Here is a 26,027-nt window from a genome sequence, read left to right on the forward strand (position 1 = left end):
TGTCGCCCCTTCCTAGGCCGGCTGCGCCGCGCCCTCGCGGGCGGTCACGATCTCGGCGACCCGTTGCGCCGTGACGCCCGGATCACCACCGGCCAGTGGCCATCCCCGGGCGCGCACCAGATACGCCGTCGCGGCGGCTTCGGACGAAACCCCGAGTCCGCCCTGGATGTGAACCGCCATGGTCGCCGCCTTGGCGGCCTCCTCGGCCATGAAAACGAAAGCGGAGGGCGCCAATTCGGGCCGCTCGTCGGGTTCGTTGTCCAAGAACCAGGCGGCGCGTCGAGCCAGGTTCCGTCCACCCTGGACGGTGATAGCCGTGTTCGCGAGGGGGTGCGAGATCGCTTGCAGCGTGGAGATGGGCACGCCCAGCGTGTAGCGGGTCTTGGCGAACTCGGCCGCGATCGTCATGGTCTCCTCCACAAGCCCGACGAGCGCCGCCGCGGTGAGCAGCCGCCATTCGTCCAGCGCCAGCCGATACGTCGCCAGCGCATCGGGTCCTTCGGCGACGACCGTACGGGTGTCGGCCGCGGCCGGGTCCACCCATGCCATCGGCAGCCGGCCGATGTTGTCGACCTTCGCGGGGCGGGTGGCGAAGGTCAGCCGCACGACTTCGTCGCCGTCGCGGACGATGATGTGGTCGGCGATCGAGCCAGAGGGAATCAAGCGCGGACCGCGTCCGGCGTCGAGGCGCGGGTCGAGCGCGGCCAGCTGTTCGCCATCGGCCACGCCGGCGGCGCCGGCACCTAGCGCGCCGAGCCGCCCCAGCAGGCGAGCGGTGCACACGTGGTCGATCCACGGAACGGGTGCCAGGGACCGGCCGAGCTCTTCGGCCACCAAGGTGAGATCGACCAAGGTGGCGCCGTCGCCGCCGCACGACTCCGGCAGTGCCATCGTGGTCGCACCCATCCCGCACAACCTCTCCCAGAGGTTCTTGTCGAAGCCGGACGGCTCTGCGGCCCGGACGGTTTCGATCGAGCAGTGGGTCTTAAAGAACTGCTTGTAGGCTTCCCGCAGGGCCACATGATCGTCGGACAGGCTGTAGTCCAGCCGGCGGAGTTCGAAGCGGTCCATCGTTACTCGTCCTTCCCGAAGAAGAAGTCTCGCGCGTTGTTGTAAAGGTAGTTGTCCAGCACCTCGGCGGGCAGGTCAAGGGCACGGGCCTCGGGTATGACCCGGCGCATGGGCAACACCGGCCAGTCCGATGCGTAGATCACCTTGTTGGGCCCGCGCGTGCGCATGTAGTGCAGCAGGCTCTCGGGCAGCCGCTTGGGGGACCACGCCGAGGTCATGAGACGCAGGTTGGCGTACTTCAACAGCAACCGAATCGCGACGTCCCACCACGGGTCGGCGCCGTGAATCATGCACAGCCGCAGCTCGGGAAATCGCACGCACACCCGGTCCAGGTGCATCGGGTGCTGAACCTCCCCGGGGATCGGTGGTCCCGGGATACCGGTGTTGATGCAGAGCGGAAGGTCCAGTTCCGCGCACTTGGCGTAGAGCGGGTAGTACACGGCGTCGCTGGGCGGATACTGACCGTCGCCCCAAAAGCTCGGCCCGACTACGGCATACGCGACAGGCAACTCGCCTGAGATGGCGGTCAGTTCGCGCAGCGACCGCACCGGCCGCAGCAAGTTGACCCCGCCCATCGCCAGCGCGAACCGGTCCGGCCTGGCTTCGACGAATTTACGCGCGGTCGTGGACGGGTTGGCAAGCGAGTCCATCAGGATCGCCTTCTGCACGTCCTGTTCGTCCATCTCGGCGAGCAATTCGGAGAGGTCGACCGGGGCGAACATCGACTTGGGACCCTTGAAGTAATCGTCCCTGACCTTGAGCATCCACGTCGGCTGAGATTCGGCTTCCCCGAAGTGGACGTTCACCAGGCAGTCAATCGCTTTGGTGTTCATGACTTCCTTCGGGGTCGGACGGGACCAGCGCGATCACCGGAACGTGTTGAGTGGCTTGCTCTCTGGCCCAGCGGTAATTGGGCTTGCCGTTCCCGAGGCGTTCGATCTGCTCAACGAAGATGAAGGCCTTGGGCGCCTTGAAATGCGCCAGCTGCGCGGTGCACGCGCCGTAGAGCGCGTCCTGGGTGAGGTGGGCATCGGCGTGCATCGCGACGAGCGCGACGACCTCTTGTCCCCACCGCTCGCTCGGGCGCCCTACGACAAGGGCATCGACGACGCCCGGCTGAGCTCGCAGCACCTCCTCGACTTCTTCGACGAATACCTTTTCGCCACCGGTGTTCACGACCAGCGAATCGCGGCCCAGCAGGCGAATGGTGCCGTCGGGTTCGAGGGATGCCCGGTCGCCGGGGATCACCACCCGCTGTCCCGCGATCTCCGGAAAGGTTCGTTGGGTGGCCTCGGCGTCGCCGAAGTAGCCGAGCGGAATCCGGCCCGTCCGGGCGGCCCACCCGACCTCCTGCTCACCGGGCCGCAGGAATCGGCTCCGGTCGGCCGACACCACGGTCGCCCCCTCCCTGGGCTGGAAGGTTTCGCTGGCGTTCCCTTCGCGGCTGTGCCCGAACGCCATGTTGCCGCTCTCGGACGATCCGTAGCCCTCGATGATGGTGATGTGCGGCAGGCATTCCATCAGTGCGCGTTTGTGTTTCGCGTTCGTCGCGGCGCCTCCAGTACCGATCGCGTTCAGCGAAGACAGGTCGTAGGAGCGCGCGCGCAGCTCGGCGATCAGCGGCCCGGCGTAGGCGTCGCCCACCATGGTCATCATGCCCACCTTCTCGCGCTCGGCGGTTTCCCACACCGACCGTACGTCCAGCTTGCTGCGGTCGTCGTAGAGGACCACGGGCAGGCCGGCGCAGAGCGCGGCGAAGGCGGTCCACATGCCGGCGGCGTGCATGAGCGGAGAAACGGCGAACCACGGCTGCCCTCCCCCGGCGACCTTCTCGTGGATCTCGGTGACGCTGGCGTGGTCGGCGCCCACCATTGACGACACGTACATGTCGCTCTGCCGCCACAGCACACCCTTCGGTCGTCCCGTCGTCCCGCCGGTGCACATCATGATGAGGTCATCCGGCGACCCCGCGTCTTCGCGCTCGGCGCCCGCGACGGCCAGGGCATCGTCGAGCGAGATGGCTTTCGGTAGTTGGGGAACCGTGCTGCCGTCGTCGATGGAGATCAGCAATTCGGTGCCGGTCGGGGGCAGCACGTCGGCGAACCGGGCGCCGAGTGAGCGATGGTAGATGATGGCCCGCGGGCGGATGTAGTCGAGCAGGTCGCGGATTTCCCGGGGCGAGTAGTGGTGGTTCACGTTGACCGGGACGGTGCGCGCCTTGAGGCATCCGATCACCATGTCGGGGTACAGGTCGTTGTACATGATCAGTGCGATGCGGTCCTGGCCGCACTCCCAGCGCTGCAGTTCGTCACGCGCCGCGTAGACGCCGAAACCCTTGCCCTCGAGGTAGTTTGCCAATCGGTTGGTGCGGCGCGCGGATTCGGCGAACGTGCTCTTGCGGTCCCCGCACACCGTCATCAGGCGGTCGGGCACCACGTCGGCGATGGCGTCGAGAACCGCGCCTACAGTCCATTCAGTCATTGTGCGAGCGGCTAGACGGCCGAGGCGACCGGAACGCCGAGCAGATCGAGGGCGTTGTCGCGCATCACTTTTCGTATGTCGGATTCGCTGAAGCCGTTAAGCTCCTCGGCGAACGACAACGGCGATTCGAGGCCTTCGCCGTGCGGCCAGTCGGAACCGAACAGGATCTTGTCGATGCCGATGACGTCGGCCAGCTCGGGCAGATCGTCCTCGTAGTACGGAGCGATCCACACGTTGTTGCGCAATTGCTCCACCGGATCCTCGGGGAAGTCGCGGGGCTGGGTGTTGGCCGCCTTCTTCAACCGCTTGATCAGCCGATGGACGAAGTACGAGCCGTTCTCGATGCTGACCGCCTTGAGCTTCGGATGACGGGTGAACACGCCGTGCACGATCATCGAGGCCATCGTGTCGTGGATGGCGCGGTCGTCGAGGAGCACATTGTCCAGCGGGTCCTTCGCGCCGAACCCCTCGAACGTCGCCTTGCCGCCCCACGCCGCCGCGATGTGGAGATAACCGCTATCGCTGAGGTGGAATCCGACCGGAACTCCCGCCTCGGCCAGCCGGGCCCACACCGGGTCATGGCTGGGATCACCCAACGAGCGCGGCTTGACCAGGCCGGGCACCGGCGCCGGGCGCACCAGCACCAGCTTGGCGCCGCGTCCCAACACGAACTCCACCTCGTCGAGCGCCTTGGCCGGATCAGCCAGCGAGATGATCGGCGCGGCTATGATCCGGCGATCGGGCCGGTCGAAGCCCCAGTCCTCGTCGAGCCACAGGTTGAATGCGTGCAGCGACGCCATGGTCGCTTCGATGTCGTGCTTGAGCGCCTCCTCGACCCCGCATGCGAAAGTCGGCAGCATGAAGGCCGTTTCGATTTTCTGGGTGTCCATCACCGCGACACGGGCTTCGCGGTTCTGGTACTCCTGGTGCTCGGCGAGCCGCTCGACCTTCATCAGCGACGCCGGATCGACGCCTTCGGGAATCTCACCGCGAAACAACAGATCCAGGCAGCCCGGCACGATGATCGGGTCGAAGGTGGGGTTGGGAACGAAATGGTTGACCCGGCCCCCGATCACGGCCAAAGTGCGCTTACCCTGAGTGACCATCTGGACGCCGCGGCTCTTGAACGCCTTGTCGAGGTGGCGGGTGAAGGCGTCCAGCGGCTCGTAGTAGTGGTTATCGACGTCAATCGCCTTGTAATCCAAGTTGGCCATGATCTTCCTTTCGGCATTACCGGCGAGCGCTAAGCGTCGGTCGAGTTGAGCGAGGGGAACTGCGGCGGCCGCTTCTCGAGGAAGCTGGTGATGCCTTCGACGACGTCCGGTCGCGGCATCGCCTCGTGCAGCAACACCTCGGCGCGCGACGTGGCGTCGACGACGTCGCGAGTGGCGTCGCCGTACACCTGCCGTTTGATCACTTCCATGGAAGCCGGCGAGCAGTTGCGGGCGATGTCCTCCGCGTAGTCCAGCGCACGCTTCATCAAATTTTCGGGCGGGACCACTTCCTTGACCAGGCCGAGTTCGGCCGCCTCTTCGGCGAGGAAGGTGCGGCCACTCAGCAGCAGATCCAATGCGACGCCCCACGTGGTGAGGCGCGGGAGTATCCAGGAGATGCCGAACTCGGCGATCAGTCCGCGCCGCGCGAAGACCGCGGCGAACTTGGCACCGGCGGCCGCGAACCGGACGTCGCACATCAGCGCCTGGGTCAGGCCGATGCCGACGCAGGCACCGTTGATCGCCGCGATGACGGGCTTGCGCAGCGTGGTCACGAAATGCGGTGGCCGTTCGCCAACCAAGTCGGCGAGGTTGGTCTGGCTCGCCTTCTCCATCGTGTCGCCGTAGGTGGGCGCGGAACTCGGCGCGCCCAGATACGCGCCGGCGCAGAAACCCTTGCCCCGCCCCGTCACCACAATCACCCGGATGGCCGGGTCCTGTTCGGCGCGGTCGATCGCGGAGTAGAACCCGGCGGCGATGTCCGGTCCCCATGCGTTGAGACGGTCAGGACGGTTGAAGGTCAGAATGGCGACGCCGCTGTCGGTGGCCTCGTAGAGCACTGCGTCCTCGGAAGCGCCGTCGCTGCGGGACATCTACCCCCATACCTCCTCACGATCGGCTACGAATTCCGCAACATTTGTACGCATACTGTATACCTATCGGTACCGTTTTCCACAACAGCCGCCACACCCCCGGGAACCCCGGCCGAACAGCGTGTTTCTGCTTACTGGACCGAGCCGTCGACCGCGGGATACGGATCCGCGGATCGCGGCCGTATCCGGCAGTGTGGCGAGCACCACGTCCCCATCACGTTTTCTTCGACCGCCAATTCGGGAAAGCGAACAAAGATACCCACTAACAGGGAGGGGAAACGCCATGGTGGACATCAAGAGCGGCCCGATCGAGGCGGTCCAGGGCATCGTCGAGGCGATCTTCGGCAAGGCCAAGGAGATCATCGGAACGATCATCGGCCGCAACGATCTGGTCAACGAGGGCCAGGCCCAGCAGGACAAGGCCGACGCTCAGCGCAGCGCGGCGAAGAAGGAAGCCGCGGCCGAGAAGGCCCGGGGCAAGGCCAAGACCGCAGAGGCGCGGCAGAAGGCCGAACAGTAATCGGGTGATAGACGGCCCGGTCACCTTCGCGGTGGCCGGGCCGTCGCCTACGAGTTATCTTGCGGTGCAGGCATTTCGTGGAGGCTACGTTCCGATCAGCCCGAGCCGGCGGTAAGCCTCTTCGATCTGCGCCTTGGCCTCGGGAGGCAGCTCCGCTTGCGGTGGCCGCGAATGCGGATACTCGCCTATCGGCAAGCCCAGTAGCGAGGCGGCGTACTTGAACGCGCCACTCCAATGAGTGAAGTAATCCGGCCGCCCCGGATAACAGGTCCACCAGGATCCGACGTCGAGGTCGAACTGGTCCAGTCCCGACTCACGACCGAAATCCATCGCTTCGATCAGCTTGTCGCTTTGCACCAAATCCCAGTAATGGGAGAACAATCGCCGCTGCGGTGTCTCGAACAGGTAGCCCGCGGTGCCCAGTTGCGCCGGACAGACGATCCCGTCGCGCAGCCATCCCGCGCGATAGACCGTTTTGTCGCATTCCCACAGGACCAGGCCGGGCGCCATTTGGTGCAGCATCCGGCTGTTCGCCGGCCGGAAGGCGCCCTCCTTCGTGGCGCACACCGCGGGCACCTCGTCGTAGATCCGTGCGCTCTCGGCTGCGGTCAGCACGTAACCGGACGACGGTGAGTTGAACATGCCCAGAGCGATGTCGGTGCGGGCAGCCACGTATTTGAAGAATCGCAGCACACCCTCGCCCCCGTGCGCCTCCATCATCGGCGTTTGGATGTAGGCGATGTCGGCGCCGGCCTCTTGGGCGTGCAGCGTCAAGTCCAGACAGTCCTTCGCCGCCATGGCCGCCGTGCAAGCTTGCACTACGACATCGGGGTTGACGGCGCGGGCTTCTTCGATCGCCACCTCCAGCAAGCGTTTTCGCTCGTCGAGAGTCAGGGACCAGAATTCGGCGAGGCCACTGGTGCACCACAACATCGGGTGTCCGAGATCGCCGACGCAATACCGCACCAGCGTCCGGTATGCCTCCCAGTCGATGTCGTCACCGTCCGGGCCGCAGAACGGGGTATACAGAGAGTCGCCGATTCCCCGCAACGCCCCGCGCGCCCAGGCGCGCGCCTCACTTGCCGTCGCCACAATCGACTCCTTCTCGTCGGCCGAACTTTTCCCTCCGGGCGGTTAGGTGAAGTCCGAACCACCGTCGACGTTGATGTTCGCCCCGGTCATGTACGAGTTGCGCCGCGACGCAAGGAAGGCGACCACCGGCCCGATCTCCTCCGGCAGTCCCGCCCGGGGCATGTGCGCCGGATGGCCAAAGTGCTTGGCAATGGCGTCCATTAGCGCGTAGGGGTCCTCGCCGTCGACGCCCACTGACTGCGCCCAACCAACCAGCGACTCGGACGCGATGGTGCCGGGCGACACCACGTTGACCAAGATTTCGTCCTTGGCCAACAGCAACGACAAATTCTTGGAGACACTTGTCAGCATCGACTTGGCCGCCGTGTAGGCGGGCAGCATGATGCTCTGCCGCTGGGTTGAGTGCGCCGAGAAGTTGACTATCCGCGCCCATTGCGCCTTGCGTAGCAGCGGAAGTGCCGCGCGGACGCAGCGCACCATTCCCATCACGCCGTCTTCGACGGCTTGGCGCCACTGCTCGTCGGTCAAATCGTCGAAAGTGCCCGCCGCGCCCGGCCCGACCGTGTTGACAAGCACATTGAGCTCGCCGTCCCATCGCCGCGCGAGGTCGGCGAATGCTTCGTCGACCTGCCCCCCGTCGCCGATGTCCGCGACGAGCCCAAGGGCATCCGCGCTTCCACGTGCGGTCAGATCTGCGACCGCGGAGTCGAGTGCGTCACGGCTGCGGCCGACCACTGCCACCCGGGCGCCCTCGTCAGCGAGGCATCGGGCCGCCGCCAAACCCATCCCGCGGCTACCGCCGACCACCACCGTTGCGGCATGCGCCAGACCTAAATCCATGGCAATTCCCGTGGCTCAGCGGGGGACTCGATCAATGGCCTGTGCCCGGTCATCTTCGCCCGTCCAGCCTTCGTTACCAAAAAGCCTACGATAGGTATTACAGTAGCAGATGGAAAAGCGCAGAAAAGCCGGGTCGACGGTCATCGTCGAGCGGCGAAACGCCAGCGTATGCGCAGGTGAGCTCGCACAGCTCTCCGACCGTATGCACAGGATACATCGTGATGGAGGTGCCCGTAGTGGCAAAGCAGGCTACCGCCGATAAGCGTCAACGACGCGAACGCGGATCCATCAATCCCGATGACATCATCAGTGGCGCATTCGAACTCGCCGAGCAAGTATCGATCGACAACTTGAGCATGCCGCTGCTCGGCAAACATCTCGGCGTCGGGGTGACCAGCATCTACTGGTACTTCCGCAAGAAGGACGACTTGCTCAACGCGATGACAGATCGCGCGTTGAGCAAGTATGTGTTCGCCACCCCCTACGTCGAGGCCAGCGACTGGCGCGAGACGCTGCGCAACCACGCCCGCCTGATGCGTAAGACGTTCATGGGCAACCCAATTCTGTGCGACCTGATTCTGATTCGGGCCGCGCTCAGCCCGAAGGCGGCGCGGTTGGGCGCGGAGGAGATGGAGAAGGCGATCGCCAATCTGGTTGAGGCCGGCCTGACGCCGGAGGATGCCTTCGATACGTACTCGGCGGTTTCGGTGCACGTCCGCGGATCGGTGGTGCTGCAGCGGTTGTACGAAAAGAACCAATCCTCCGACGAGGGTGCGCGCGCCATCGAGGACGCCGTCGCCATCGATCCCGAGAAAACCCCCCTCCTCGCGCAAGTAAGCCGGATCGGTCACCGCATCGGCGCACCCGACGAAACCAATTTCGAATATGGCCTCGGTTGCATCCTCGATCACGCCAGCCGGTTGATCGAGGAGGGCAAGGGATCGAAAGCCGGCAAGCCGGCGCCGTCACGGCAACGCAAGGCGGCCAAGTCGCCTGGGTCGCGGGCACGTACCAAAGCCCCGGCAGCGCGCTAGCCAACCACGAATCGGGTTATTACACTTCGGGTTTCGGCACCTCAAAGTATTCATCGCGGAGCCGGAACGCTTCCTTTGTTCCGTACTGTGCGCGGGTCTTGACGAAGTTGAACTCGTCCGGCCCGAATTGCAGGTTGGTGCCGAAGGCGTGGAAGAGGTAGCTGGCGACTTCCTCACCCTGGTACGCCTGGCTCTGTTCGACGAGACGGAACGCTTCCTTGGCGATCACCACTCCGTCGGCGGGCATCTTCGCCGCCTTCTCGGCCCAGTACCGCGCACGCGCCGGGGCGGCGGCTGAATCGCATGTGTCGGTGAAAATTCCGAGATGCTCGAGCTCGCCGGCCTCGATGACGTCGCCGGTGAGCAGTAGGCGCCGGGCCAGCACCGGCCCCAGCCGGTGGAAGAACATGTGCAAGCTGCCGAGCGCCGGGCCGAGGAAGCGGGTCGCCGGCATGCCGATCTTGGTGTCACGCGCTATCACGGAGATGTCGGTCATCAGTGCCATCTCGAACCCGCCGCCGAGCGCATACCCGGCGATCTCACCCACCGTGACCTTGGGAAAGCCCATGAAGTTGTGGTAGAAGCCAAAAGACTTGCGGTCCACGGCGAGTCGCCGGCGCTGGCTGGGTCGGCGCTTGCCCGACGCGTCGTCGCCCGCCTGGCTCTGCTTGCCGTACCAGCCGTACGCGTTGTTCATGTCGGCCCCGGTGGAGAAGACGCCACCGGCTCCACGCAACAGCACCACCGTGAGGTCGTCGTCCCCGGCCACCCGATCCAAACAGCGGGCGACGGCCTCGCGCATGGCGGCGTCGTAGGAGTTGTGTTGCGCGGGATTGTTCAGCGTGATCGTCGCGATGCGGCGGTCGCGGTCGACCTCGAACAGCACACGATCGTCCTGGGCGCCCGGGGCAGTCATGTGTCGGACTCCTTTCGCCGCCTGCCGAATTGAAACCCGGCCAGCTTTTCCGGTCGTGACGCCAACGTGCTCACCTCGCCGGTGCACAGCACTTCGCCGCCGAGCAGCAGCCGCGCTGTCGATGCGACACCGCGCTCGTTCTGCGAGCGAGCGATGTCGAACCGCAGCTCGGTCAACGCGGGCGTCGGACGGCGGAACGTCACCACCAATGAACGCGTCTTGCCCGAAAGGCCTGCGACGCAATTGTGGTGTTGGATGACGCAGTCGAAGAAGACGCCCAGAAAGCCGCCGTGCACCAATCCCGGCGGGCCCTCGTAGACCAGCGGGAAGTTGACCCGCCCGGTCGCCTGCTCGGAATCGAGGTGATCGAACAGATACTCCGGAAAGCACGGGTTGTAGGCGCCAATGTCTGTCGCGTGGTTGAGATAGACGCGCCGGGGGTCGTCGGGGAGGTCGCCGATCCGGGGTGCGTTGTCCACCGGAGCTGCGGCCGCGAGCTCGCGCTCCCACTGCGCGAACTTCTCCACCATGGTTTCGACCGTCGGATGCGGATGTTCGAGTGACAGTAGCAGCGAACTCAGGCGCCGCATGGCACCGGCGGCGGCCACGGTCTGGGCGAGGGGCCGCTCGCCGAATTTGGCGTCGCCGGTTCCCGGCGACTCTGGTGCGGCCCGCCCCTCCGCTCGCCCCTCCTGCACGGCCATGCTTGTCTCTTTTCGCTCGGGTTCCGGCCCGGCTGTTTCCGGCGGCAGCGTACCCTGCTAACTTATACAGCGTATCAATCGTATTGCCTACTGTATGGGTAACCGTATCGCCAGAAAGGCCGGATTCGACGGTGAGTCAGGAGGCCGACAGGGCCGGTGCCGACGGTGCGGTGACAGTGCGCCGGGACGGCGCCGCGTTGCGGCTGACGCTGGATCGCCCATCCCGGCGTAACTCGTTGAGCAGGGCAATGATTGGGTCAATGGTCGAGGCATTGACCGATGCCGCCGCCGACGATTCGTTGCGCGCGGTTCACATCCGGGGCGGCGATGACTTCTGCGCCGGGGTGGACTGGGTCGCGGCCAACGACCGGGAGCGCCCCCGCGCCGGCGATCTCGTGCGGCGGATCCCCCATGCCGCTCATCGCGTGATCGAGCTGGTGGCGAGCATCCAGCTGCCGGTGCTCTGTAGCGTGCGAGGATGGGCCGCGGGGTTCGGCTGCAATCTCGCGCTGGCAGCCGACTTCACCGTCGCCGCCACCGATGCGGTGTTCTGGGAGCCCTTCGTGGACCGGGGCTTCAGCCCCGACTCGGGCGCCACTTGGCTGCTGCCCCGCCTGGTCGGCCTGGCGCGGGCCAGGCGAATGCTGCTGCTCGGCGAGAAGGTCACCGCGAAAGATGCGGCCGACTGGGGATTGATCCACCAAGCGGTAGACCCCGCCGAGCTCGATGGTGCCGCCGAGGAATTGCTCGAGCGGCTGGTTTGCGGTCCGACCGCGGCGATTGGGCTGACCAAGCAGGCCCTGAGCTTCGGCCAGCAGGCCACGCTGAGCCAAGCCATGACCCAGGAGCTGTTCAATCTCGAACTATCCTGCCGGACAGCGGATTTCAAGGAAGGCCTGGAAGCCTTCCGGCAGCGACGGGCGCCGAAATTTCAGGGCCGATGAGGGAGCAGGATGCCTACTGACTCGTTCGACACCATCAACTACGACGTCGACGGGCATACCGCCACCATCACGCTGAACCGTCCGGACGCCCTCAACGCCCTCAGCCCGCACATGATCACCGAGCTGCGGGCCGCCTACGACGAGGCCGAGAACGACGACAAGGTCTGGTTGACCATCGTGACCGGCACCGGCCGCGCGTTCTGCACGGGTGCCGACGTCAAGGCCATTCCCGAAGACGGCAAGGTGATCTACGAGCGCCCGTACCTGTCGAGCTACGACCAATGGGAGGCACCGCAGGAGGGCACTCCCCCATTCCGCACGGCCGCCAAGCCGGTGCTCGCCGCGGTCAACGGGTTGTGCTGCGGCGCCGGCATGGACTGGGTCACCACATCGGACATCGTGATCGCCTCGGAGCAAGCAACTTTCTTCGATCCGCACGTGAGCATCGGGTTGGTGGCCGGACGCGAGATGGTGCGGGTATCGCGCGTGCTGCCCCGCTCCATTGCCTTGCGAATGGCGTTGATGGGCAAGCACGAGCGGATGAGCGCACAACGCGCCTACGAACTCGGTCTGATCAGCGAAATCGTCGAGCACGACCGGCTTCTGGAGCGGGCGCATGAGATCGCCGGCATCGTCAACTCCAATGCGCCGCTGGCGGTTCGGGGAACCCGCCTGGCCATCCTCAAGGGTCTCAATGTGCCGCTGCACGAAGCCGAGATCATGGCCGAAACGTTCCGAGAGCGCGTGTTGCGCACCGAGGACGCGGCCGAAGGGCCCAAGGCCTTCGTCGAGAAACGCAAGCCCGATTGGCAGTGTCGATGACGTTCGAGACCATCCTGCTCGAGGTCGACGAGACCGACCGCGTCGCGACCATCACGCTGAACCGGCCCGCGCAGCTGAACGCGTTCAACCGCACCATGTGTGAGGAGATGGCCCGCGCCTGGCAACTGGTCAAACTCGACGACTCGGTCAACGCGGTGGTGCTGCGGGCCGCCGGTGATCGGGCGTTCAGCGCAGGGCTGGACATCAAGACCCCCTACGGACAGCCCGAAAACATCTGGAACCACGAGGATCCCGGCGAGGCCCTCAGCCCCAAGTGGCAGAAGATGTGGAAGCCGGTCGTGTGCGCAGTTCAGGGCATGTGCACCGCGGGCGCGTTCTACTTTATCAACGAATCCGACGTGGTCATCTGCTCGCAGGACGCCACGTTTTTCGACTCGCACGTTTCCGCCGGCCTGGTCTGCGCGCTGGAGCCGATCGGCCTGATGAGGCGCATCGGCCTCGGCGAGACGCTACGCATCGCGCTGATGGGCAACGACGAGCGGATCAGCGCCGGCACCGCGCTACGGATCGGACTTGTGTCGGAAGTCGCCCCCGCCGAGCAGCTCTGGGGCCGCGCGCACGAGATTGCCGCGACGATCGCCGCGAAGCCGCCGACCGCGACTCAGGGCACGGTGAAGGCGATTTGGGAGTCGCTCGACAAGCCGTATCGCGCGGCCATGGAGCAGGGGCTGATCTATACCCGATTGGGCAACCCGCTCGGGGCGGCGGAACTTGCCGCCCAGCGGAATTCCGGCGACGAAGGCGCCGTCCGCACCCCGAAAATCCGCTGATGCCTTCGCACCCGCTCAGTCAGCGCATCGCCGACGTCCTCGACCTGGAGCCGGATGCGCACGCGATCGAGTTTGACGGCCAATGGATTTCGTGGGCCGAGGTTCGCACCATGGCACAGCGCATCGCCGCCCTCACCGTCGGTGGCGAAGTCGGGATGCTGCTGCGCAACCGCCCGGGTCAGGTGGCGGCCTTTCTCGGGGTGCTGCTCGGCGGCGGCACCGTCGTCGTCATCAACCCGTCCCGCGGGGACGCGCGCACACGGGCCGACATCGCCGGGCTGCGGCTGCCGCTGATCATCGGGGAACAAGACGACCTGACGACACTGGTGCCCCCGACGACCGACGCGAGCACCGTGGCGATCTCGGGCCGATTAGACGATCCCCAGGCCGCCCGCGTGACGGTTCCGCCGGCGAACGAGAGCGACCCGCGCCCCGGCGTCGCGGTGCGCATGTTGACCAGCGGCACGACGGGTCCGCCCAAACGAATCGACCTCGGCTACGACACGCTGGCCCGCAGCGTGATGGGCGCTCAGGCCGGCCACGCCCCGGCGCCCACCGAGCTGCGGCGCAGCGTCGCGATCGTCAACTCGCCGCTGGTGCACATCGGCGGTGTTTTCCGCGTGCTGCAATGCATCGCCGAGGGGAGACCATTCGCGCTGCTCGAGCGATTCGAGCTGACTGCGTGGGCAGAGGCCGTGCGCAGGCACCGGCCGCGCACCGTATCGCTGGTACCCGCGGCCCTGCGGACGGTGTTGCACTCCGACGTGCCGAGGGCCGACCTGGAGAGCATCCGCGCCGTCACCTGCGGCACGGCCCCGCTGACGGCCGACGACGCCGATGCCTTCACCGACAAGTACGGCATCCCGGTGTTGACCTCTTACGCCGCAACCGAGTTCGGCGGCGGCGTGGCCGGCTGGACGCTGCCCGATTACCAGCGATATTGGCCCACCAAACGGGGTAGCGTCGGCCGCGCCAACCCCGGCGCGCAGCTCCGGGTGGTCGCCGACGACGGCACGCCGCTCGACTCTGACCAGGTCGGCCTGCTCGAAGTCAAGCCGGGACAACTGGGGCCGTCCGCTCAGTGGATGCGGACCACGGACATGGCGCGCATCGACGCGGACGGCTTCGTCTGGATCGTCGGCCGGGCCGACCAGGCAATCATCCGCGGCGGGTTCAAGGTGATGCCCGACGACGTGCGCACCGCCCTGGAGAGCCATCCCGCGGTGGCCGCAGCGGCGGTCGTCGGGCGGCCCGACCAGCGCCTCGGCGCTACGCCGGCCGCGATGGTGGAACTGCGCGAGCCCGCCTGCGTCGAATGCGACGCACTGGTGGACTATCTGCGAACGCGGCTGGCGCGCTACGAGATTCCCACCGACATCGCGATCGTCGACGCCATTCCGCGGACAACGTCGGGCAAAGCCGATCTGGGTGCGGTCCAGCGATTTTTCAGCGCACCCGCCCACAGCGACCATGCGCGGTGACACCACGACGGTCGCCGAGGTCCTGACCCACCAGGCCCGCTCGCGTGGTGACCATCCGCTACTCGTCTGCGACGGTGACCGCATCAGTTACCGGGAAGCCGAGGTTCGCTCGGCAAAGCTCGCCCGCGGGCTGCTCGCCATCGGGGCCGGCAAGGGCTCGCATGTGGGCCTGCTCTACCCCAACGGGCCCGAGTTCGTCGTCGCAATGCTGGCGGCGGCGCGGATCGGTGCCGTGGTGGTGCCCTTCTCCACGTTCGTCACCGTTCGCGAGATGCGCGAGCAGCTCCTCGACAGTGATGTCGAAATCCTCCTGATTGCAGCGGCTTTCCGTACCCACGACTATGTCCAACGGCTCGAACAGGTGCTGTCGGACCCTGAGTTCGAATCCGACCGTCGCTTGTTCTCCCCCGCCGCGCCCCAACTGCGGCAGGTCGGCATCGGCTACCGCCCGGGCGCGCCGCGCCGCGTCCGCGACATCGAACGGTTCTACCGGCTGGCCGGCACCGTGGCCCCCGAGCTGCTCGCGGCGACACAAGACGATGTCCACGGTTGCGATCCCCTTGCCATCGTCTACACGTCGGGCTCCACCAGTGCCCCCAAGGGGGTCGTGCACACGCACGCGGCGCTGCTCGGACACCAGCGGAATCTCAACAGGATCCGCGGTTTGACGTCCGAGGACAAGCTGTTCTGCAATTCGCCCTTCTTCTGGATCGGCGGTTTCGCGTTCGGGTTACTCGCCGCTCTGGTCGCCGGGTCGACGCTGGTGTGCTCCAATGCCACCGATCCCGCTGAGACGCTCGACTTGCTCGAAGCCGAAAGACCCAGCATGACCAATGGTTTCAGCGCCGGCATCGCACACCTGGCCGATCATCCGAGCTTCCCGCGACGGGATTTGTCATCGCTGCGGCGAGGCAACCTGTACCCCATCATGGCGCCCGACGTCCGACCGGCCGACCCGGAACTACGGCACAACATGCTGGGCATGACCGAAGCCGGCAGCGTCGTGCTGATCAGCGACGACGAAACCGATCAACCCGAGAACCGGCGCGGATCGTTCGGCAAGCCGGCACCCGGCTTCGACACCAGAATCATCGACACCGAAACCGGCCTTCAGGTCGGCGTCGGCGAGGCCGGTGAACTGTGCATCCGCGGACCGTACGTGATGCAGGGCTACTACCGACGCAGTCGCGAGGAGTGCTTCGACGCCGACGGCTGGTTCCATACCGGCGATTTGGTGCGCGCCGACGCCGACGGATTCTTCTACTACCTCGGCCGGCTCAGCACGATGATTAAAACGGCGGGCGCCAACGTCTCCGCGGACGAGGTGGAGCGGGCCATCGGCAGGGTCACCGGCGGGTTGACGGCCCACGTCGTGGGTGTCCCCGATGCCCGACGCGGACAGCTGGTCGCGGCGGCCGTGGTGGTCCCGGACGGCGCCGCACTGAACGAGGCGGCGCTGCGCGATGGCCTGAAGGCGGAATTGTCGGCGTACAAGATCCCGCGGCGGCTTCTCGCCGTGTCGCGCTCCCAACTGCCGTTGCTCTCCAGCGGCAAGGTCGACACACGGGGACTGAGAGAGCTCTTCGATGCCTGACACCATCGACGGACTGGTACGGTTCCGCTCCCACCACGACGGCGACACACCGATGGTCATCGACCCTACGTCGCGGATCAGTTATCGCGAACTCGACCTCACCACAGGCGAATTGGCCGCGGTGTTCGTCGAAGCCGGTGTGGGCAAAGGCACTCGGGTGGGCCTGATCATGCCCAATAGCACCCGCTGGGTGCGGGTCGCTGTCGCGCTGACCCGCATCGGTGCCGTGCTGGTACCGCTGAGCACGCTGCTGCAGGCAGTAGAGCTCGCCGCGCAGTTGCGTGTCGCGGCCGTGCAGTTCCTGGTCAGCGTCGGCGAATTTCGCGGTCATCGCTATCTCGATGAGCTTCAGGACCTGCAGCCCGAACTTCCTGCCTTGCGTCAGGTCTGGACGACCGACCGGCTCGCCGACGCCACCGCCGGCGAGCCGGTCCGCCGAATCGTCGATGCCATGGCTGAGACGGTCACGGCCGCCGACCCGTTGGTCATCATGTTCACCTCCGGCAGCAGTGGGGCCCCCAAGGGGGTCCTGCATTCTCACGGCAGTGCGCTGGGGGCCGTACGGTCGGGCCTGGCCGCGCGCTGCATCACCGCCGACACCCGGCTGTATCTACCCATGCCGTTCTTCTGGGTGGGCGGCTTCGGCAGCGGAATCCTGTCGACGCTGTTGGTCGGCGCGACCCTGGTGACGGAGGAGATCCCGCGGCCGGAGACCACGCTGCGCCTGCTGGAAGCCGAGCGGGTGACGCTGTTTCGCGGCTGGCCGGACCAAGCGGAGACGTTGGCCAGGCACGCCGCCACGGTCGGCGCCGATCTGGCACCCCTGCGGCCGGGAAGCCTGCAGGCCCTCCTCCCGCCCGAGCAGCGGGCCCAACCCGGCGCTCGGGCCACGTTGTTCGGCATGACCGAGGCGTTCGGTCCGTACTGCGGCTATTCCGCCGACACCGACATGCCCAAGACGGCGTGGGGCAGTTGCGGAAAGCCGTTCCCGGGCATGGAGGTTCGCGTCGTGGATCCCGACAGCGGCGAGCCCGTGCCGACCGGCGGCGTGGGCATGATCCAGATTCGGGGACCGCACACGCTGCGCGGCATCTGCGGTCGCAGCCGAGAAGAACTGTTCACCGCCGACGGCTTCTACCCCACCGGCGACCTGGGCCACCTCGATGAAGAGGGATTCCTGTTCTACCGCGGACGTTCCGACGATATGTTCAAGGTCAGCGGCGCCACCGTCTACCCCAGCGAGGTCGAACGCGCGCTGCGCACCATCGACGGGGTCCATGGGGCCTTTGTTACCAGCGTGCCCGGAACGGTGGGCGACCGGGTGGGCGCGGTCGTGGTCTGCGGCGGCGGGGCATCCGCCGATCGACTTGCCCGGGCCGCGCGAAAGCTGCTGAGCGCCTTTAAGGTACCGACGGTCTGGCTACTCTTGGAATCCGAGGACGACGTCCCGCGCGGCGGCACCGGCAAAGTCGATACCGGCCGGCTGCGTGAGATGTTGATCGACGCGAATCCGCCTTAGGAAACCCGTGTCCAGGGTTGGCAATTCTGCGACTCGAAGGCCTTGACCGACGTGTTGATATTCGCGTACATCGGACCGATCGAGGTATTCGTCTGGAGTACGTGGTCCTTGTTCGCGTCGGGTGTGCTGTAGGTGAACCATGAGCACATGGAGTCCTGGGTCGGCACGTTGTTTATCCACACTCCGAAGGCGGACCCCGAGCCGCCCGTGTGGTAAAGGCCGGGTGCGATGTCAGGCCCTACGACGAAAACGCCGTTGCCGGGGATCGGATCGAGCGGGTCGGCGTTCGCCGGCGCCGCCAGGGCGATAACCGTCACCGTTGCAACGAAGACGGCGGATGCGCGAAGCGTTTGGGACATGTTTCCTCGCTTTGCCTAATCGCCCCCGCAAACGCAGCGTAGGCCGGGGCCTATCCGCGCGACAAGAGCCAGGCGAGTTCAGTGAGACGCGGGACGATCAGCGTCCATGACCACCCCGCGGGCGGTGAGGTGATCGATCAGCGGAACCGCGCCGGCGGCGAGATGTTGCGACATCGCCGCGCGGGCGAGCTGGTCGTCACGTTTTTTCAAGGCGGACAGAATGCGCCGATGGTCCCGCATTGACTGCTCGGGCCAACCTTGGATGGCGGGGAACACCGATTCCGGTGCGTAGCGGGTGATCTGCGACATCAGCTGGGCGAGCTTCGGCGAGTCCGCGGCAACGTTGATGGCGCGGTGGAATTGGTGGTTGAGACCCACCGTCCGCTCGTCATCATCGCCGGCGTACGCGTCTTCGAGTTCCGCCTGGATCTGTTTGAGTTCGCGCAGTTGGTCATCGGTGATGTTGATCGCGGCCCGCGCCGCGAGTTCGCCACCGACGTGAGCTTGCAGGTTCGCGACGTCGGTGACGTCTCGGCCCGTCACCGGCAGCACCATGAAGCCCCGTCGGGGCTGTTGCGCGATCAGGCCTTCCGCGCGCAGGGCGAAGAGCGCCTCCCGCACCGGTGTGACGCTGATTCCCAATTCGGCGGCCAATTGGTCCAGGCGGACGTAGGACCCCGCAACGTAGGTGCCATCGAAGATTCTCCGACGGATGAAGCGCGCGACATCGTCCGAAAGTTGCGGTCGCGCGGCGAAATCCGGGATCGTCATCGCTACACCTGATATTCGGCGAGTAGTCGCTTGCTGATGATGTTCTTCTGGATTTCGCTGGTTCCCTCGCCGATCAGCAGGAACGGAGCGTCACGCATCAGCCGCTCGATCTCGTATTCCTTGGAATAGCCGTAACCGCCGTGGATCCGGAAACTCTGCTGGGTGACCTCGGTGCAATACTCGCTGCACAGATATTTGGCCATCCCGGCGGCGACGTCGTTGCGCTCACCCGAGTCTTTCAGCCGGGCCGCGTTGACCATCATCAGGTGTGCCGCTTCGATCTTGGTGGCCATCTCGGCGAGCTGGAATGCGATGGCCTGGTGCTCGGCGATGGGCTTGCCGAAGGTGTGGCGCTGCTGGGCGTATCGGACCGCGAGCTCGAAGGCTCGGATGCCGACACCGCACGCCCGGGCCGACACGTTGACCCTGCCGACTTCGATGCCGTCCATCATCTGGAAGAAGCCCTGGCCGGGGCTACCGCCGAGAATGTCGTCGGCGCTTGCCTGGTAGCCGTCGAAGATGAGTTCGGTGGTGTCGATCCCCTTGTAGCCCAGCTTGTCGATCTTGCCGGGTATGACCAGGCCGGGCACGACTTCGCCGAAACCCGTTGGCTTCTCGACCAAGAAGGTGGTCAGGTTCCGGTGCGGCTTGTCGGCCCCTTCGTCGGTGCGAACGAGCACCGCGATCAGCGTCGAGCTCCCGCCGTTGGTCAGCCACATCTTTTGGCCGTTGATGGTGTAGTCGCCGTCCGGATTGCGCACCGCCCGAGTCCGGATGGCGGCGACGTCGGAGCCCAGTTCCGGCTCCGACATCGAGAAGGACCCCCGCGTCTCGCCGGTCGCCATGCGCGGCAGGAACCGTTGCTTCTGCGCATCAGTGCTGTGCTGGCGCAGCATGTAGGCCACGATGAAGTGCGTGTTGAGTACTCCGGACACGCTCATCCAACCGCGCGCCAGCTCTTCGACGCACAGCGCGTACGTCAGCAGCGACTCCCCCAAACCCCCGTACTCCTCCGGAATCATCAGCCCGAATAGGCCCATGTCGCGCATCCGGTCGACGATGTCCTGTGGGTAGGTGTCCCCGCGGTCGAGTTCCGCGGCGTGGGGGATGACTTCCTTGTCGACGAATTGCCTTACGGTGGCGATGATTTCGTTCTGGAATTCGGTCAACCCGAGGGTCTGGGCGAGTTTGGTCATGCGTTGTCTTTCCGTATTGGCTTGCTCAGCAAGCGATTGTCTTGGCGTCTGTCAGGCGTTCGATGTCGGCCCTCGTCAATCCCAAGCGCCGCTCGAGGACGTCGGCGGTGTCTTGTCCCAAGGCCGGGGCGCACGTGCCGGTGGGGTGGGCGCCGTCGAACGCGACCGGCAGGCCGGGGGCGAAGTAGTCGCCCAGGCCCTCCTGCTGCAAGAGGGAAAACAGTGGGTTGGCAGTCACTTTCGGGCCGGCCGCGACCTCCGCGAAGGTGCGGTACCGCTCGTAGAGCACCGTGGTGCCCGACAGTGCGTCGGTGATCTCCTCGGCGGTGTGGTCGGCGAACCAGATGCCGAAGAGGCCGGACAGCACGTCGCGGTATCGGTAACGGTCACCCTCGGAGCCGAAGTCGACACCCAGCGCCTGCGCGAGCGCCGCTACCGCGGTACCTGTGCCCGTCACGTCGACCAGGTCGCGAAAGTGCCGGCGGGTCAGGGTGACAATCATGAACCGGGCGCCGTCGCGGCTGGTGAAGTCCTGTCCGTACTGTCCGTAGATGGCGTTGCCCAGGCGCTGCCGTTGCGTGCCGGTGACTTGCGGCTCGGTCAGCAGTCCCAGGTTTCCGGCGGTGGCCAGCGCGACGTCCTCGAGCGCCACGCTGATCCGCGCGCCCGCACCGGTTTCGTCCCGGCGGCGGACGGCGGTGACGACGGCCAGCGCAGCGTACAGGCCGCAGCACACGTCCCACGCCGGCAGCACGTGGTTGATCGGGCCGGCGTGATCGGCGGGGCCGGTGACGAGCGGGAATCCGATGCCGGCGTTGACCGTGTAATCCACTCCGGTCGAACCATCGCCGCGTCCGAGCAGCTGCACGTGGATGACGTCGGGCCGCTTGTTCGTCAATACGTCGTGGCTGAGCCAGGACAGGCCGGCGGCGTTGGTCACCACCAGGCCGTCCCCCTCGACGATGAGCCGCTGGACCAGCTCTTGCCCGTCGGGGGACCGCAAGTCGATGGTGGCCGAGCGCTTTCCCTTGTTCAGCCCGGTCCAGTAGATCGATGTGCCGTCCGCCGCCAGCGGCCACCGGTGGACGTCGGACGCGCCACCGATCGGATCGATGCGGATCACCTCAGCGCCAAGCTGATTGAGCGTCATGCCGCACAGTGGGGCGGCGACGAAGCTGGACACCTCCACGACGGTGAGGCCGCTCAGGGGCCCGGTCACGTCGGGGCGACCCGCTCGAACACGGCGGCGAGTCCCTGGCCGCCGCCGATGCACATGGTCTCCAGCCCGTAGCGCGCCTCGCGGCGGTTGAGCTCGCGCGCCAGGCTGGCCAGCATCCGCCCACCCGTCGCACCGACCGGGTGGCCCAGGGAGATGCCCGAGCCGTGCACATTGGTGCGCTCGTGGTCGGCGGCCCCGAAATCCCATTCCCGCATGACTGCGAGCGCTTGCGCGGCAAAGGCTTCGTTGAGTTCGATGAGGTCGATGTCGGACAGCCGCAGGCCGGCCTTTTCCAGCGCCACCTCCGTCGCCGGTACCGGCCCGATCCCCATGATGTTGGGCGCGACCCCCGCCACCGCCCACGACACCAGGCGCACCAACGGCTTCAGACCGTGCTCGGCGGCCTTCTCGGGCGTGGTCACCACACACATCGACGCCGCGTCGTTCTGCCCGCTGGCGTTGCCGGCGGTGACGGTGGCCTCCGAATCCTCGTTCAGCAGGACGGGTTTCAGCTTGCTCAACGACTCGACCGATGTGTCGGCACGCGGATGTTCGTCGATGTCGATCAGTTCCTCACCGTGGCGGCCAGGCACCGCAACAGGAATGATCTCCTCGGACAGGATGCCGTCCTTCTGCGCTTCCACCGCGCGCTGGTGCGACCGCACCGCCAGCTCGTCCTGCTCCTGGCGTGAGATGTCGTACTGGCGGCGCAGATTCTCGGCGGTTTCCAGCATGCCGCCCGGCACCGGGTAGTGCCGGCCACCGGCGGTGGTGCGCCCACGGGCCAGGCCGTCATGCACCCGAACGCCGCTACGGGCGCCGCCCCAGCGCATGTCGGTGGAGTAGAAGGCGACGTTGCTCATGCTTTCGCAGCCGCCGGCGATGACGAGATCGTTATTGCCGCTACCCACTTGCAGACACGCCTGAATGACCGCCTGCAGGCCCGAGCCGCAACGGCGGTCGACCTGCATGCCGGGAACCGTCACCGGCAAGCCCGAATCCAGCGCCACGACACGCCCGATCGCCGGCGCCTCACTACTGGGATAACAGTGGCCCAGGACGACGTCTTGCACCGCCTCGGGCCCCAGCCCGGTCCGCTCCAATAACCCCTTCAGCGCGGCGACGCCGAGGTCGACCGCGGTCAGCGCCTTGAACATTCCGCCGTAGCGCCCGATCGGCGTCCTGACGGGTTCACAGACAACGACTTCACGGACCGCACTCATAGGTGTCGGCCGCCGGTGATTTCCATGACGGTGCCAGTCATGTACGACGACAGGTCGGACGCCAAAAACAGCGCCACGCTGGCGACTTCGCTGGGCTCACCGGCCCGGCCCATCGGCACCTCGGCAACCTTTGAATCCCAAATGCGCTGCGGCATAGCCTCCGTCATGGCGGAGCGGATCAAACCGGGGGCGATCGCGTTCACCCGGACCCCCAGGTAGGCCAGCTCTTTGGCCGCGGCTTTGGTCATGCCGACGATGCCCGCCTTGGCCGCCGAGTAGTTGGTCTGCCCGACCATGCCGACCTTGCCCGACACCGAGGACATGTTGATGATCGCGCCACGCTTGTTTTCGCGCATGACCGCCGCCGCGAGCCGAGTACCGTTCCAGGTCCCCTTCAAATGCACGGCGATGACCTGATCGAACTGCTCCTCGGTCATCTTGCGCATGGTCGCATCGCGCGTGATGCCGGCGTTGTTGACCATGATGTCCAGGGTGCCGAAGCGCTCAACCGCAGTTTGGATCAGGGTTTCAACGTCGGACGCCTGCGTGACATCGCAGCGGACCGCGACCGCTACGTCGTCACCGCCCAATTCCTTGGCCACGACCTGGGTTTCCTCGAGATTGACGTCGCCGAGCACAACCCGGGCGCCCTCGGCGACAAAGCGCTCCGCGATGGCAAGCCCCAGTCCTTGCGCTCCGCCCGTGATTACCGCGGCCTGACCTGCCAACAACGACACCTGGTCACATCCTTCACTGTCGTCTCCACCATCGGACACCCTCAAGGCAAATATCATATTTGATATAGGATCCTGCTCTGAACCGGGGTGACCCGGGCCAGGAGAGGAGCGTGGAGCCGATGGCCACCGCCGAAGTCGCCGAAGTCTCGGACGATGATTTCCGAGAGATCCTCGCTCAGACAAGGCAATTCGTTCGTAGCGCCGTCGTACCCCGCGAGCAGGAGATCCTCGAGCAGGACCGCGTTCCGGACGACCTCCGCGACGAGGCCAAGAAGATGGGCCTGTTCGGCTACGCGATTCCGCAGGAGTGGGGCGGCCTGGGCCTCAACCTCGTGCAAGACGTCGAGCTTGCGATGGAGTTGGGCTACACGTCCCTGGCACTGCGTTCGATGTTCGGCACCAACAACGGCATCGCCGGGCAAGTCCTGGTGGGCTTCGGTACCGATGAGCAGAAATCCCGCTGGCTGGAATCGATTGCGACCGGCGACGTCGTCGCCTCCTTCGCGCTGACCGAACCGGGCGCCGGATCCAACCCGGCCGGTCTGCGCACCAAAGCCGTTCGCGACGAAGGCGATTGGGTGATCTCCGGGCAGAAGCGTTTCATCACGAACGCGCCCGTCGCCAATCTGTTCGTCGTGTTCGCACGCACCCGGCCGGCCGACGACCAGGGCCCGGGAATCGCCGTCTTCCTGGTGCCCGCGGACGCCGCGGGCGTCGAGGTGGGGGCCAAGGACGCCAAGATGGGGCAGGAAGGTGCCTGGACGGCCGACGTCAGCTTCGACGACGTCCGCGTCGGATCCGACGCGCTGATCGGCGGCAGCGAAGACATCGGATATCGAGCGGCGATGACCTCGCTGGCCCGGGGACGGGTACACATCGCCGCCCTCGCGGTGGGCGCCGCTCAACGCGCGCTCGACGAATCGGTCTCCTACGCCGCCACCGCAACCCAGGGCGGAACGCCGATCGGAAACTTCCAGTTGGTGCAAGCGATGCTCGCCGATCAGCAGACCGCGGTGATGGCCGGCCGGGCGCTGGTGCGCGATGCCGCCCGGCAGTGGGTCGCAGGCGAGGATCGCAGAATCGCCCCGTCGGCGGCCAAAGTCTTCTGCACCGAAATGGCCGGCAATGTCGCGGATCTCGCGGTTCAAATCCACGGCGGCAGCGGTTATATGCGTGGCGTCGCCGTCGAGCGCATCTACCGCGACGTACGCCTGCTGCGACTGTACGAGGGCACCAGCGAGATTCAGCGTTTGATCATCGGATCGAACCTTGTCAAGGCGGCTCAGCGATAAGAGCGACCGTACCAGTAGGGGAGCAAACTATGAGCGGGAAGCTTGCAGGCAGAGTGGCATTCATCACCGGAGCCGCGCGCGGGCAGGGCCGTGCGCACGCCGTTCGTCTGGCGCGGGAGGGCGCCGACATCATCGCCGTCGACATCGCCGGCAAGCTGCCGTCCTGCGTCCCCTACGACCCGGCGACTCCCGACGATCTGAGCGAGACCGTTCGCCTGGTTGAGGAAACGAACCGCCGGATCATCGCCTCGGTGGTGGACACCCGCGACTTCGAGGGGCTGCGCAAGGCGGTCGACGACGGTGTCGCTGCCCTCGGGCGGCTCGACATCATCGTCGCCAACGCCGGGGTCGCGGCCCCGCAGGCCTGGAACGACATCACGCCGGAGAACTTCCGCGACGTCATGGACATCAACGTGACCGGTACCTGGAACACCGTGATGGCCGGCGCGGACAAGATCATCGACGGTGGTCGCGGCGGCTCCATCATTCTGATCAGTTCCGCGGCCGGCATGAAGATGCAGCCGTTCATGATTCACTACACGGCAAGCAAGCACGCAGTCACCGGAATGGCGCGGGCTTTCGCCGCCGAGCTGGGCAAGCATTCGATCCGCGTGAACAGCGTTCATCCCGGGCCGGTGAACACTCCGATGGGAACGGGCGACATGGTCGCGGCGGTGGGCAAGGCCATGGAGACCAACCCCCAGCTGTCCAATGTCCTCACCCCGTTCCTGCCCGACTGGGTTGCCGAGCCGGAGGAGATCGCCGATACGGTGTGCTGGCTGGCCAGCGACGAGTCCCGCAAGGTCACCGCCGCCCGCATCCCGGTCGATCAGGGCTCGACGCAGTACTGACCGGTCGCCCGATCCGGGGAATATATTCGCCGGGGTCGGCGCTTGCAGGGCACATGAAAGCCTTCACCGAGAGCGAACGTCAGGAGTTTTTGGCCGCCAAGCACGTGGCCGTGCTGTCCGTCGACGCCGCCGACGGCCGCCCGCCCGCCAGCGTCCCGATCTGGTACGACTACACCCCAGGCGGCGACATCCGGATCATGACCGGGGCGTCCAGCCGCAAGGCGCGGCTCATCGAGCGGGCCGGCAAGGTGACGCTGGTGGTCCAGCGCGAAGAGCCCCCCTACCAATACGTGGTGGTCGAGGGCACGATCGTCGAGACCACCAACCCCGCCCCGGCCGACGTGCAGGAGGCCGTCGCCATCCGCTACCTCGGCGAGGAAGGCGGCCGCGCGTTCATCCGCAGCATGGAGGGGGTGGAAGAGGTGTTGTTCACCATCCGCCCCGACCGCTGGCTCAGCGCGGATTTCACCGGCGACCTCTGAGG

26 protein-coding genes are annotated in these 26,027 nt (G+C 66.3%); 11 read left to right on the plus strand and 15 right to left on the minus strand.

Translation table 11 applies throughout. The features are described 5' to 3' along the window. Positions 1-12: 12 nt before the first annotated feature. Genes A5758_RS08590 through A5758_RS08610 form a run of 5 tightly spaced genes read right to left on the minus strand, consistent with a single transcriptional unit; the run spans position 13 to position 5,638 of the window. Complete coding sequence (locus A5758_RS08590; protein ID WP_067738937.1) at positions 13-1,071, minus strand: acyl-CoA dehydrogenase family protein; 1,059 nt, start codon at positions 1,069-1,071, stop codon at positions 13-15. A gap of 2 nt (positions 1,072-1,073) precedes the next feature. Beyond that, a complete protein-coding gene (locus tag A5758_RS08595) occupies positions 1,074-1,904 on the minus strand; it encodes an amidohydrolase family protein (RefSeq protein ID WP_067738940.1) in 831 nt (276 codons plus the stop codon). Then, entirely contained in the window at positions 1,885-3,552 is a 1,668-nt protein-coding gene (locus A5758_RS08600; protein WP_067738944.1) for an acyl-CoA synthetase, read from the minus strand. Before A5758_RS08600 ends, A5758_RS08595 begins: the two co-directional genes overlap by 20 nt. Positions 3,553-3,563: 11 nt before the next feature. Then, positions 3,564-4,766 (minus strand): amidohydrolase family protein, encoded by a 1,203-nt coding sequence (locus A5758_RS08605; protein ID WP_067738948.1) that lies wholly within the window; start codon positions 4,764-4,766, stop codon positions 3,564-3,566. Positions 4,767-4,795: 29 nt separating this feature from the next. After that, positions 4,796-5,638 carry an enoyl-CoA hydratase gene (locus A5758_RS08610; RefSeq protein ID WP_067738951.1) on the minus strand — a complete coding sequence of 281 codons (843 nt, stop codon included), beginning with the start codon at positions 5,636-5,638 and terminating at the stop codon, positions 4,796-4,798. A 283-nt stretch (positions 5,639-5,921) separates the two neighbouring features. Between A5758_RS08610 and A5758_RS08615 the strand changes: the two genes are divergently transcribed. Continuing rightward, positions 5,922-6,158 (plus strand): general stress protein CsbD, encoded by a 237-nt coding sequence (locus A5758_RS08615; protein WP_067203966.1) that lies wholly within the window; start codon positions 5,922-5,924, stop codon positions 6,156-6,158. An 84-nt stretch (positions 6,159-6,242) separates the two neighbouring features. Here the strand turns inward: A5758_RS08615 and A5758_RS08620 are convergent, their stop codons facing one another. Next, complete coding sequence (locus A5758_RS08620; RefSeq protein ID WP_067203959.1) at positions 6,243-7,250, minus strand: dihydrodipicolinate synthase family protein; 1,008 nt, start codon at positions 7,248-7,250, stop codon at positions 6,243-6,245. Between the two features lie 42 nt (positions 7,251-7,292). Next, entirely contained in the window at positions 7,293-8,090 is a 798-nt protein-coding gene (locus tag A5758_RS08625; protein WP_067738954.1) for an SDR family NAD(P)-dependent oxidoreductase, read from the minus strand. Positions 8,091-8,311: 221 nt separating this feature from the next. Between A5758_RS08625 and A5758_RS08630 the strand changes: the two genes are divergently transcribed. Continuing rightward, positions 8,312-9,124 (plus strand): TetR/AcrR family transcriptional regulator, encoded by an 813-nt coding sequence (locus tag A5758_RS08630; RefSeq protein WP_067738957.1) that lies wholly within the window; start codon positions 8,312-8,314, stop codon positions 9,122-9,124. 19 nt (positions 9,125-9,143) lie between these two features. On the opposite strand, the gene A5758_RS08635 is transcribed toward A5758_RS08630, so the two are convergent. Both A5758_RS08635 and A5758_RS08640 read right to left on the minus strand, forming a co-directional pair. Beyond that, a complete protein-coding gene (locus A5758_RS08635) occupies positions 9,144-10,040 on the minus strand; it encodes an enoyl-CoA hydratase/isomerase family protein (RefSeq protein ID WP_067738960.1) in 897 nt (298 codons plus the stop codon). Next, the gene (locus A5758_RS08640) at positions 10,037-10,744 is read right to left on the minus strand and encodes a hypothetical protein (RefSeq protein ID WP_067738964.1); all 708 of its coding nucleotides are present in this window, start codon (positions 10,742-10,744) and stop codon (positions 10,037-10,039) included. The genes A5758_RS08635 and A5758_RS08640 overlap by 4 nt, the downstream gene beginning before the upstream one ends. A gap of 131 nt (positions 10,745-10,875) precedes the next feature. Here A5758_RS08640 and A5758_RS08645 point away from each other — a divergent pair, with 131 nt between their 5' ends. The 6 genes from A5758_RS08645 to A5758_RS08670 are packed head-to-tail and all read left to right on the plus strand — an operon-like array spanning position 10,876 to position 17,895. Beyond that, complete coding sequence (locus A5758_RS08645) at positions 10,876-11,688, plus strand: enoyl-CoA hydratase/isomerase family protein (RefSeq protein ID WP_067738967.1); 813 nt, start codon at positions 10,876-10,878, stop codon at positions 11,686-11,688. 9 nt (positions 11,689-11,697) lie between these two features. Beyond that, positions 11,698-12,510: an enoyl-CoA hydratase/isomerase family protein gene (locus A5758_RS08650; RefSeq protein ID WP_067738970.1), complete on the plus strand. Its 813-nt coding sequence runs from the start codon at positions 11,698-11,700 to the stop codon at positions 12,508-12,510. After that, positions 12,507-13,301: an enoyl-CoA hydratase/isomerase family protein gene (locus A5758_RS08655; RefSeq protein ID WP_067738973.1), complete on the plus strand. Its 795-nt coding sequence runs from the start codon at positions 12,507-12,509 to the stop codon at positions 13,299-13,301. Before A5758_RS08650 ends, A5758_RS08655 begins: the two co-directional genes overlap by 4 nt. Then, the gene (locus tag A5758_RS08660; RefSeq protein WP_067738977.1) at positions 13,301-14,782 is read left to right on the plus strand and encodes a class I adenylate-forming enzyme family protein; all 1,482 of its coding nucleotides are present in this window, start codon (positions 13,301-13,303) and stop codon (positions 14,780-14,782) included. Before A5758_RS08655 ends, A5758_RS08660 begins: the two co-directional genes overlap by 1 nt. Further along, the gene (locus A5758_RS08665) at positions 14,772-16,376 is read left to right on the plus strand and encodes a class I adenylate-forming enzyme family protein (protein ID WP_067738980.1); all 1,605 of its coding nucleotides are present in this window, start codon (positions 14,772-14,774) and stop codon (positions 16,374-16,376) included. Before A5758_RS08660 ends, A5758_RS08665 begins: the two co-directional genes overlap by 11 nt. Further along, positions 16,369-17,895, plus strand: coding sequence for a class I adenylate-forming enzyme family protein (locus A5758_RS08670; protein WP_067738983.1), 1,527 nt, complete (start codon positions 16,369-16,371; stop codon positions 17,893-17,895). The genes A5758_RS08665 and A5758_RS08670 overlap by 8 nt, the downstream gene beginning before the upstream one ends. Here A5758_RS08670 and A5758_RS08675 read toward each other — a convergent pair. The 6 genes from A5758_RS08675 to fabG form a co-directional block, all read right to left on the minus strand. Next, positions 17,892-18,254 (minus strand): hypothetical protein, encoded by a 363-nt coding sequence (locus A5758_RS08675; protein WP_067203939.1) that lies wholly within the window; start codon positions 18,252-18,254, stop codon positions 17,892-17,894. The two genes, A5758_RS08670 and A5758_RS08675, sit on opposite strands and share 4 nt — an antisense overlap. A 78-nt stretch (positions 18,255-18,332) precedes the next feature. Further along, complete coding sequence (locus A5758_RS08680; RefSeq protein ID WP_067203936.1) at positions 18,333-19,025, minus strand: GntR family transcriptional regulator; 693 nt, start codon at positions 19,023-19,025, stop codon at positions 18,333-18,335. Between the two features lie 2 nt (positions 19,026-19,027). Beyond that, positions 19,028-20,221: an acyl-CoA dehydrogenase family protein gene (locus A5758_RS08685; RefSeq protein WP_067738986.1), complete on the minus strand. Its 1,194-nt coding sequence runs from the start codon at positions 20,219-20,221 to the stop codon at positions 19,028-19,030. A gap of 25 nt (positions 20,222-20,246) precedes the next feature. Further along, complete coding sequence (locus A5758_RS08690; protein WP_231987264.1) at positions 20,247-21,371, minus strand: CoA transferase; 1,125 nt, start codon at positions 21,369-21,371, stop codon at positions 20,247-20,249. 65 nt (positions 21,372-21,436) lie between these two features. Then, entirely contained in the window at positions 21,437-22,663 is a 1,227-nt protein-coding gene (locus A5758_RS08695) for an acetyl-CoA C-acetyltransferase (RefSeq protein WP_067738991.1), read from the minus strand. Beyond that, on the minus strand, positions 22,660-23,457 hold the full coding sequence (gene fabG, locus A5758_RS08700) for a 3-oxoacyl-ACP reductase FabG (RefSeq protein ID WP_067203931.1): 798 nt from the start codon (positions 23,455-23,457) through the stop codon (positions 22,660-22,662). The genes A5758_RS08695 and fabG overlap by 4 nt, the downstream gene beginning before the upstream one ends. 62 nt (positions 23,458-23,519) lie before the next feature. On the opposite strand from fabG, the gene A5758_RS08705 reads away from it, so the two are divergent. From A5758_RS08705 to A5758_RS08715, 3 genes are read left to right on the plus strand one after another with little or no spacing between them, the layout of a single operon-like run. Beyond that, the gene (locus A5758_RS08705; RefSeq protein ID WP_067204019.1) at positions 23,520-24,692 is read left to right on the plus strand and encodes an acyl-CoA dehydrogenase family protein; all 1,173 of its coding nucleotides are present in this window, start codon (positions 23,520-23,522) and stop codon (positions 24,690-24,692) included. Positions 24,693-24,721: 29 nt separating this feature from the next. After that, positions 24,722-25,543, plus strand: a complete 822-nt coding sequence (locus tag A5758_RS08710; protein WP_067738994.1) for a mycofactocin-coupled SDR family oxidoreductase — start codon at positions 24,722-24,724, stop codon at positions 25,541-25,543. A gap of 53 nt (positions 25,544-25,596) precedes the next feature. Continuing rightward, on the plus strand, positions 25,597-26,025 hold the full coding sequence (locus A5758_RS08715; protein WP_067203929.1) for a pyridoxamine 5'-phosphate oxidase family protein: 429 nt from the start codon (positions 25,597-25,599) through the stop codon (positions 26,023-26,025). The last annotated feature ends 2 nt before the right edge of the window (positions 26,026-26,027 follow it).

This window comes from Mycobacterium sp. 852014-50255_SCH5639931, assembly GCF_001665605.1.
GTDB classification, from domain to species: Bacteria; Actinomycetota; Actinomycetes; order Mycobacteriales; family Mycobacteriaceae; genus Mycobacterium; species Mycobacterium paraffinicum.

Excerpts from the sequence above, each read along its gene's own strand:
- A5758_RS08660 (WP_067738977.1), top strand. The coding sequence starts at position 13,301 with ATGCCTTCGCACCCGCTCAGTCAGCGCATCGCCGACGTCCTCGACCTG.
- A5758_RS08640 (WP_067738964.1), bottom strand. The coding sequence starts at position 10,744 with ATGGCCGTGCAGGAGGGGCGAGCGGAGGGGCGGGCCGCACCAGAGTCG.
- A5758_RS08690 (WP_231987264.1), bottom strand. The coding sequence starts at position 21,371 with ATGACGCTCAATCAGCTTGGCGCTGAGGTGATCCGCATCGATCCGATC.
- A5758_RS08610 (WP_067738951.1), bottom strand. The coding sequence starts at position 5,638 with ATGTCCCGCAGCGACGGCGCTTCCGAGGACGCAGTGCTCTACGAGGCC.
- A5758_RS08635 (WP_067738960.1), bottom strand. The coding sequence starts at position 10,040 with ATGACTGCCCCGGGCGCCCAGGACGATCGTGTGCTGTTCGAGGTCGAC.
- A5758_RS08685 (WP_067738986.1), bottom strand. The coding sequence starts at position 20,221 with ATGACCAAACTCGCCCAGACCCTCGGGTTGACCGAATTCCAGAACGAA.
- A5758_RS08680 (WP_067203936.1), bottom strand. The coding sequence starts at position 19,025 with ATGACGATCCCGGATTTCGCCGCGCGACCGCAACTTTCGGACGATGTC.
- A5758_RS08595 (WP_067738940.1), bottom strand. The coding sequence starts at position 1,904 with ATGAACACCAAAGCGATTGACTGCCTGGTGAACGTCCACTTCGGGGAA.
- A5758_RS08615 (WP_067203966.1), top strand. The coding sequence starts at position 5,922 with ATGGTGGACATCAAGAGCGGCCCGATCGAGGCGGTCCAGGGCATCGTC.
- A5758_RS08675 (WP_067203939.1), bottom strand. The coding sequence starts at position 18,254 with ATGTCCCAAACGCTTCGCGCATCCGCCGTCTTCGTTGCAACGGTGACG.
- A5758_RS08705 (WP_067204019.1), top strand. The coding sequence starts at position 23,520 with ATGGCCACCGCCGAAGTCGCCGAAGTCTCGGACGATGATTTCCGAGAG.
- A5758_RS08590 (WP_067738937.1), bottom strand. The coding sequence starts at position 1,071 with ATGGACCGCTTCGAACTCCGCCGGCTGGACTACAGCCTGTCCGACGAT.
- A5758_RS08650 (WP_067738970.1), top strand. The coding sequence starts at position 11,698 with ATGCCTACTGACTCGTTCGACACCATCAACTACGACGTCGACGGGCAT.
- A5758_RS08630 (WP_067738957.1), top strand. The coding sequence starts at position 8,312 with ATGGAGGTGCCCGTAGTGGCAAAGCAGGCTACCGCCGATAAGCGTCAA.
- fabG (WP_067203931.1), bottom strand. The coding sequence starts at position 23,457 with ATGATATTTGCCTTGAGGGTGTCCGATGGTGGAGACGACAGTGAAGGA.
- A5758_RS08710 (WP_067738994.1), top strand. The coding sequence starts at position 24,722 with ATGAGCGGGAAGCTTGCAGGCAGAGTGGCATTCATCACCGGAGCCGCG.
- A5758_RS08625 (WP_067738954.1), bottom strand. The coding sequence starts at position 8,090 with ATGGATTTAGGTCTGGCGCATGCCGCAACGGTGGTGGTCGGCGGTAGC.
- A5758_RS08655 (WP_067738973.1), top strand. The coding sequence starts at position 12,507 with ATGACGTTCGAGACCATCCTGCTCGAGGTCGACGAGACCGACCGCGTC.
- A5758_RS08665 (WP_067738980.1), top strand. The coding sequence starts at position 14,772 with ATGCGCGGTGACACCACGACGGTCGCCGAGGTCCTGACCCACCAGGCC.
- A5758_RS08670 (WP_067738983.1), top strand. The coding sequence starts at position 16,369 with ATGCCTGACACCATCGACGGACTGGTACGGTTCCGCTCCCACCACGAC.
- A5758_RS08605 (WP_067738948.1), bottom strand. The coding sequence starts at position 4,766 with ATGGCCAACTTGGATTACAAGGCGATTGACGTCGATAACCACTACTAC.
- A5758_RS08695 (WP_067738991.1), bottom strand. The coding sequence starts at position 22,663 with ATGAGTGCGGTCCGTGAAGTCGTTGTCTGTGAACCCGTCAGGACGCCG.
- A5758_RS08715 (WP_067203929.1), top strand. The coding sequence starts at position 25,597 with ATGAAAGCCTTCACCGAGAGCGAACGTCAGGAGTTTTTGGCCGCCAAG.
- A5758_RS08600 (WP_067738944.1), bottom strand. The coding sequence starts at position 3,552 with ATGACTGAATGGACTGTAGGCGCGGTTCTCGACGCCATCGCCGACGTG.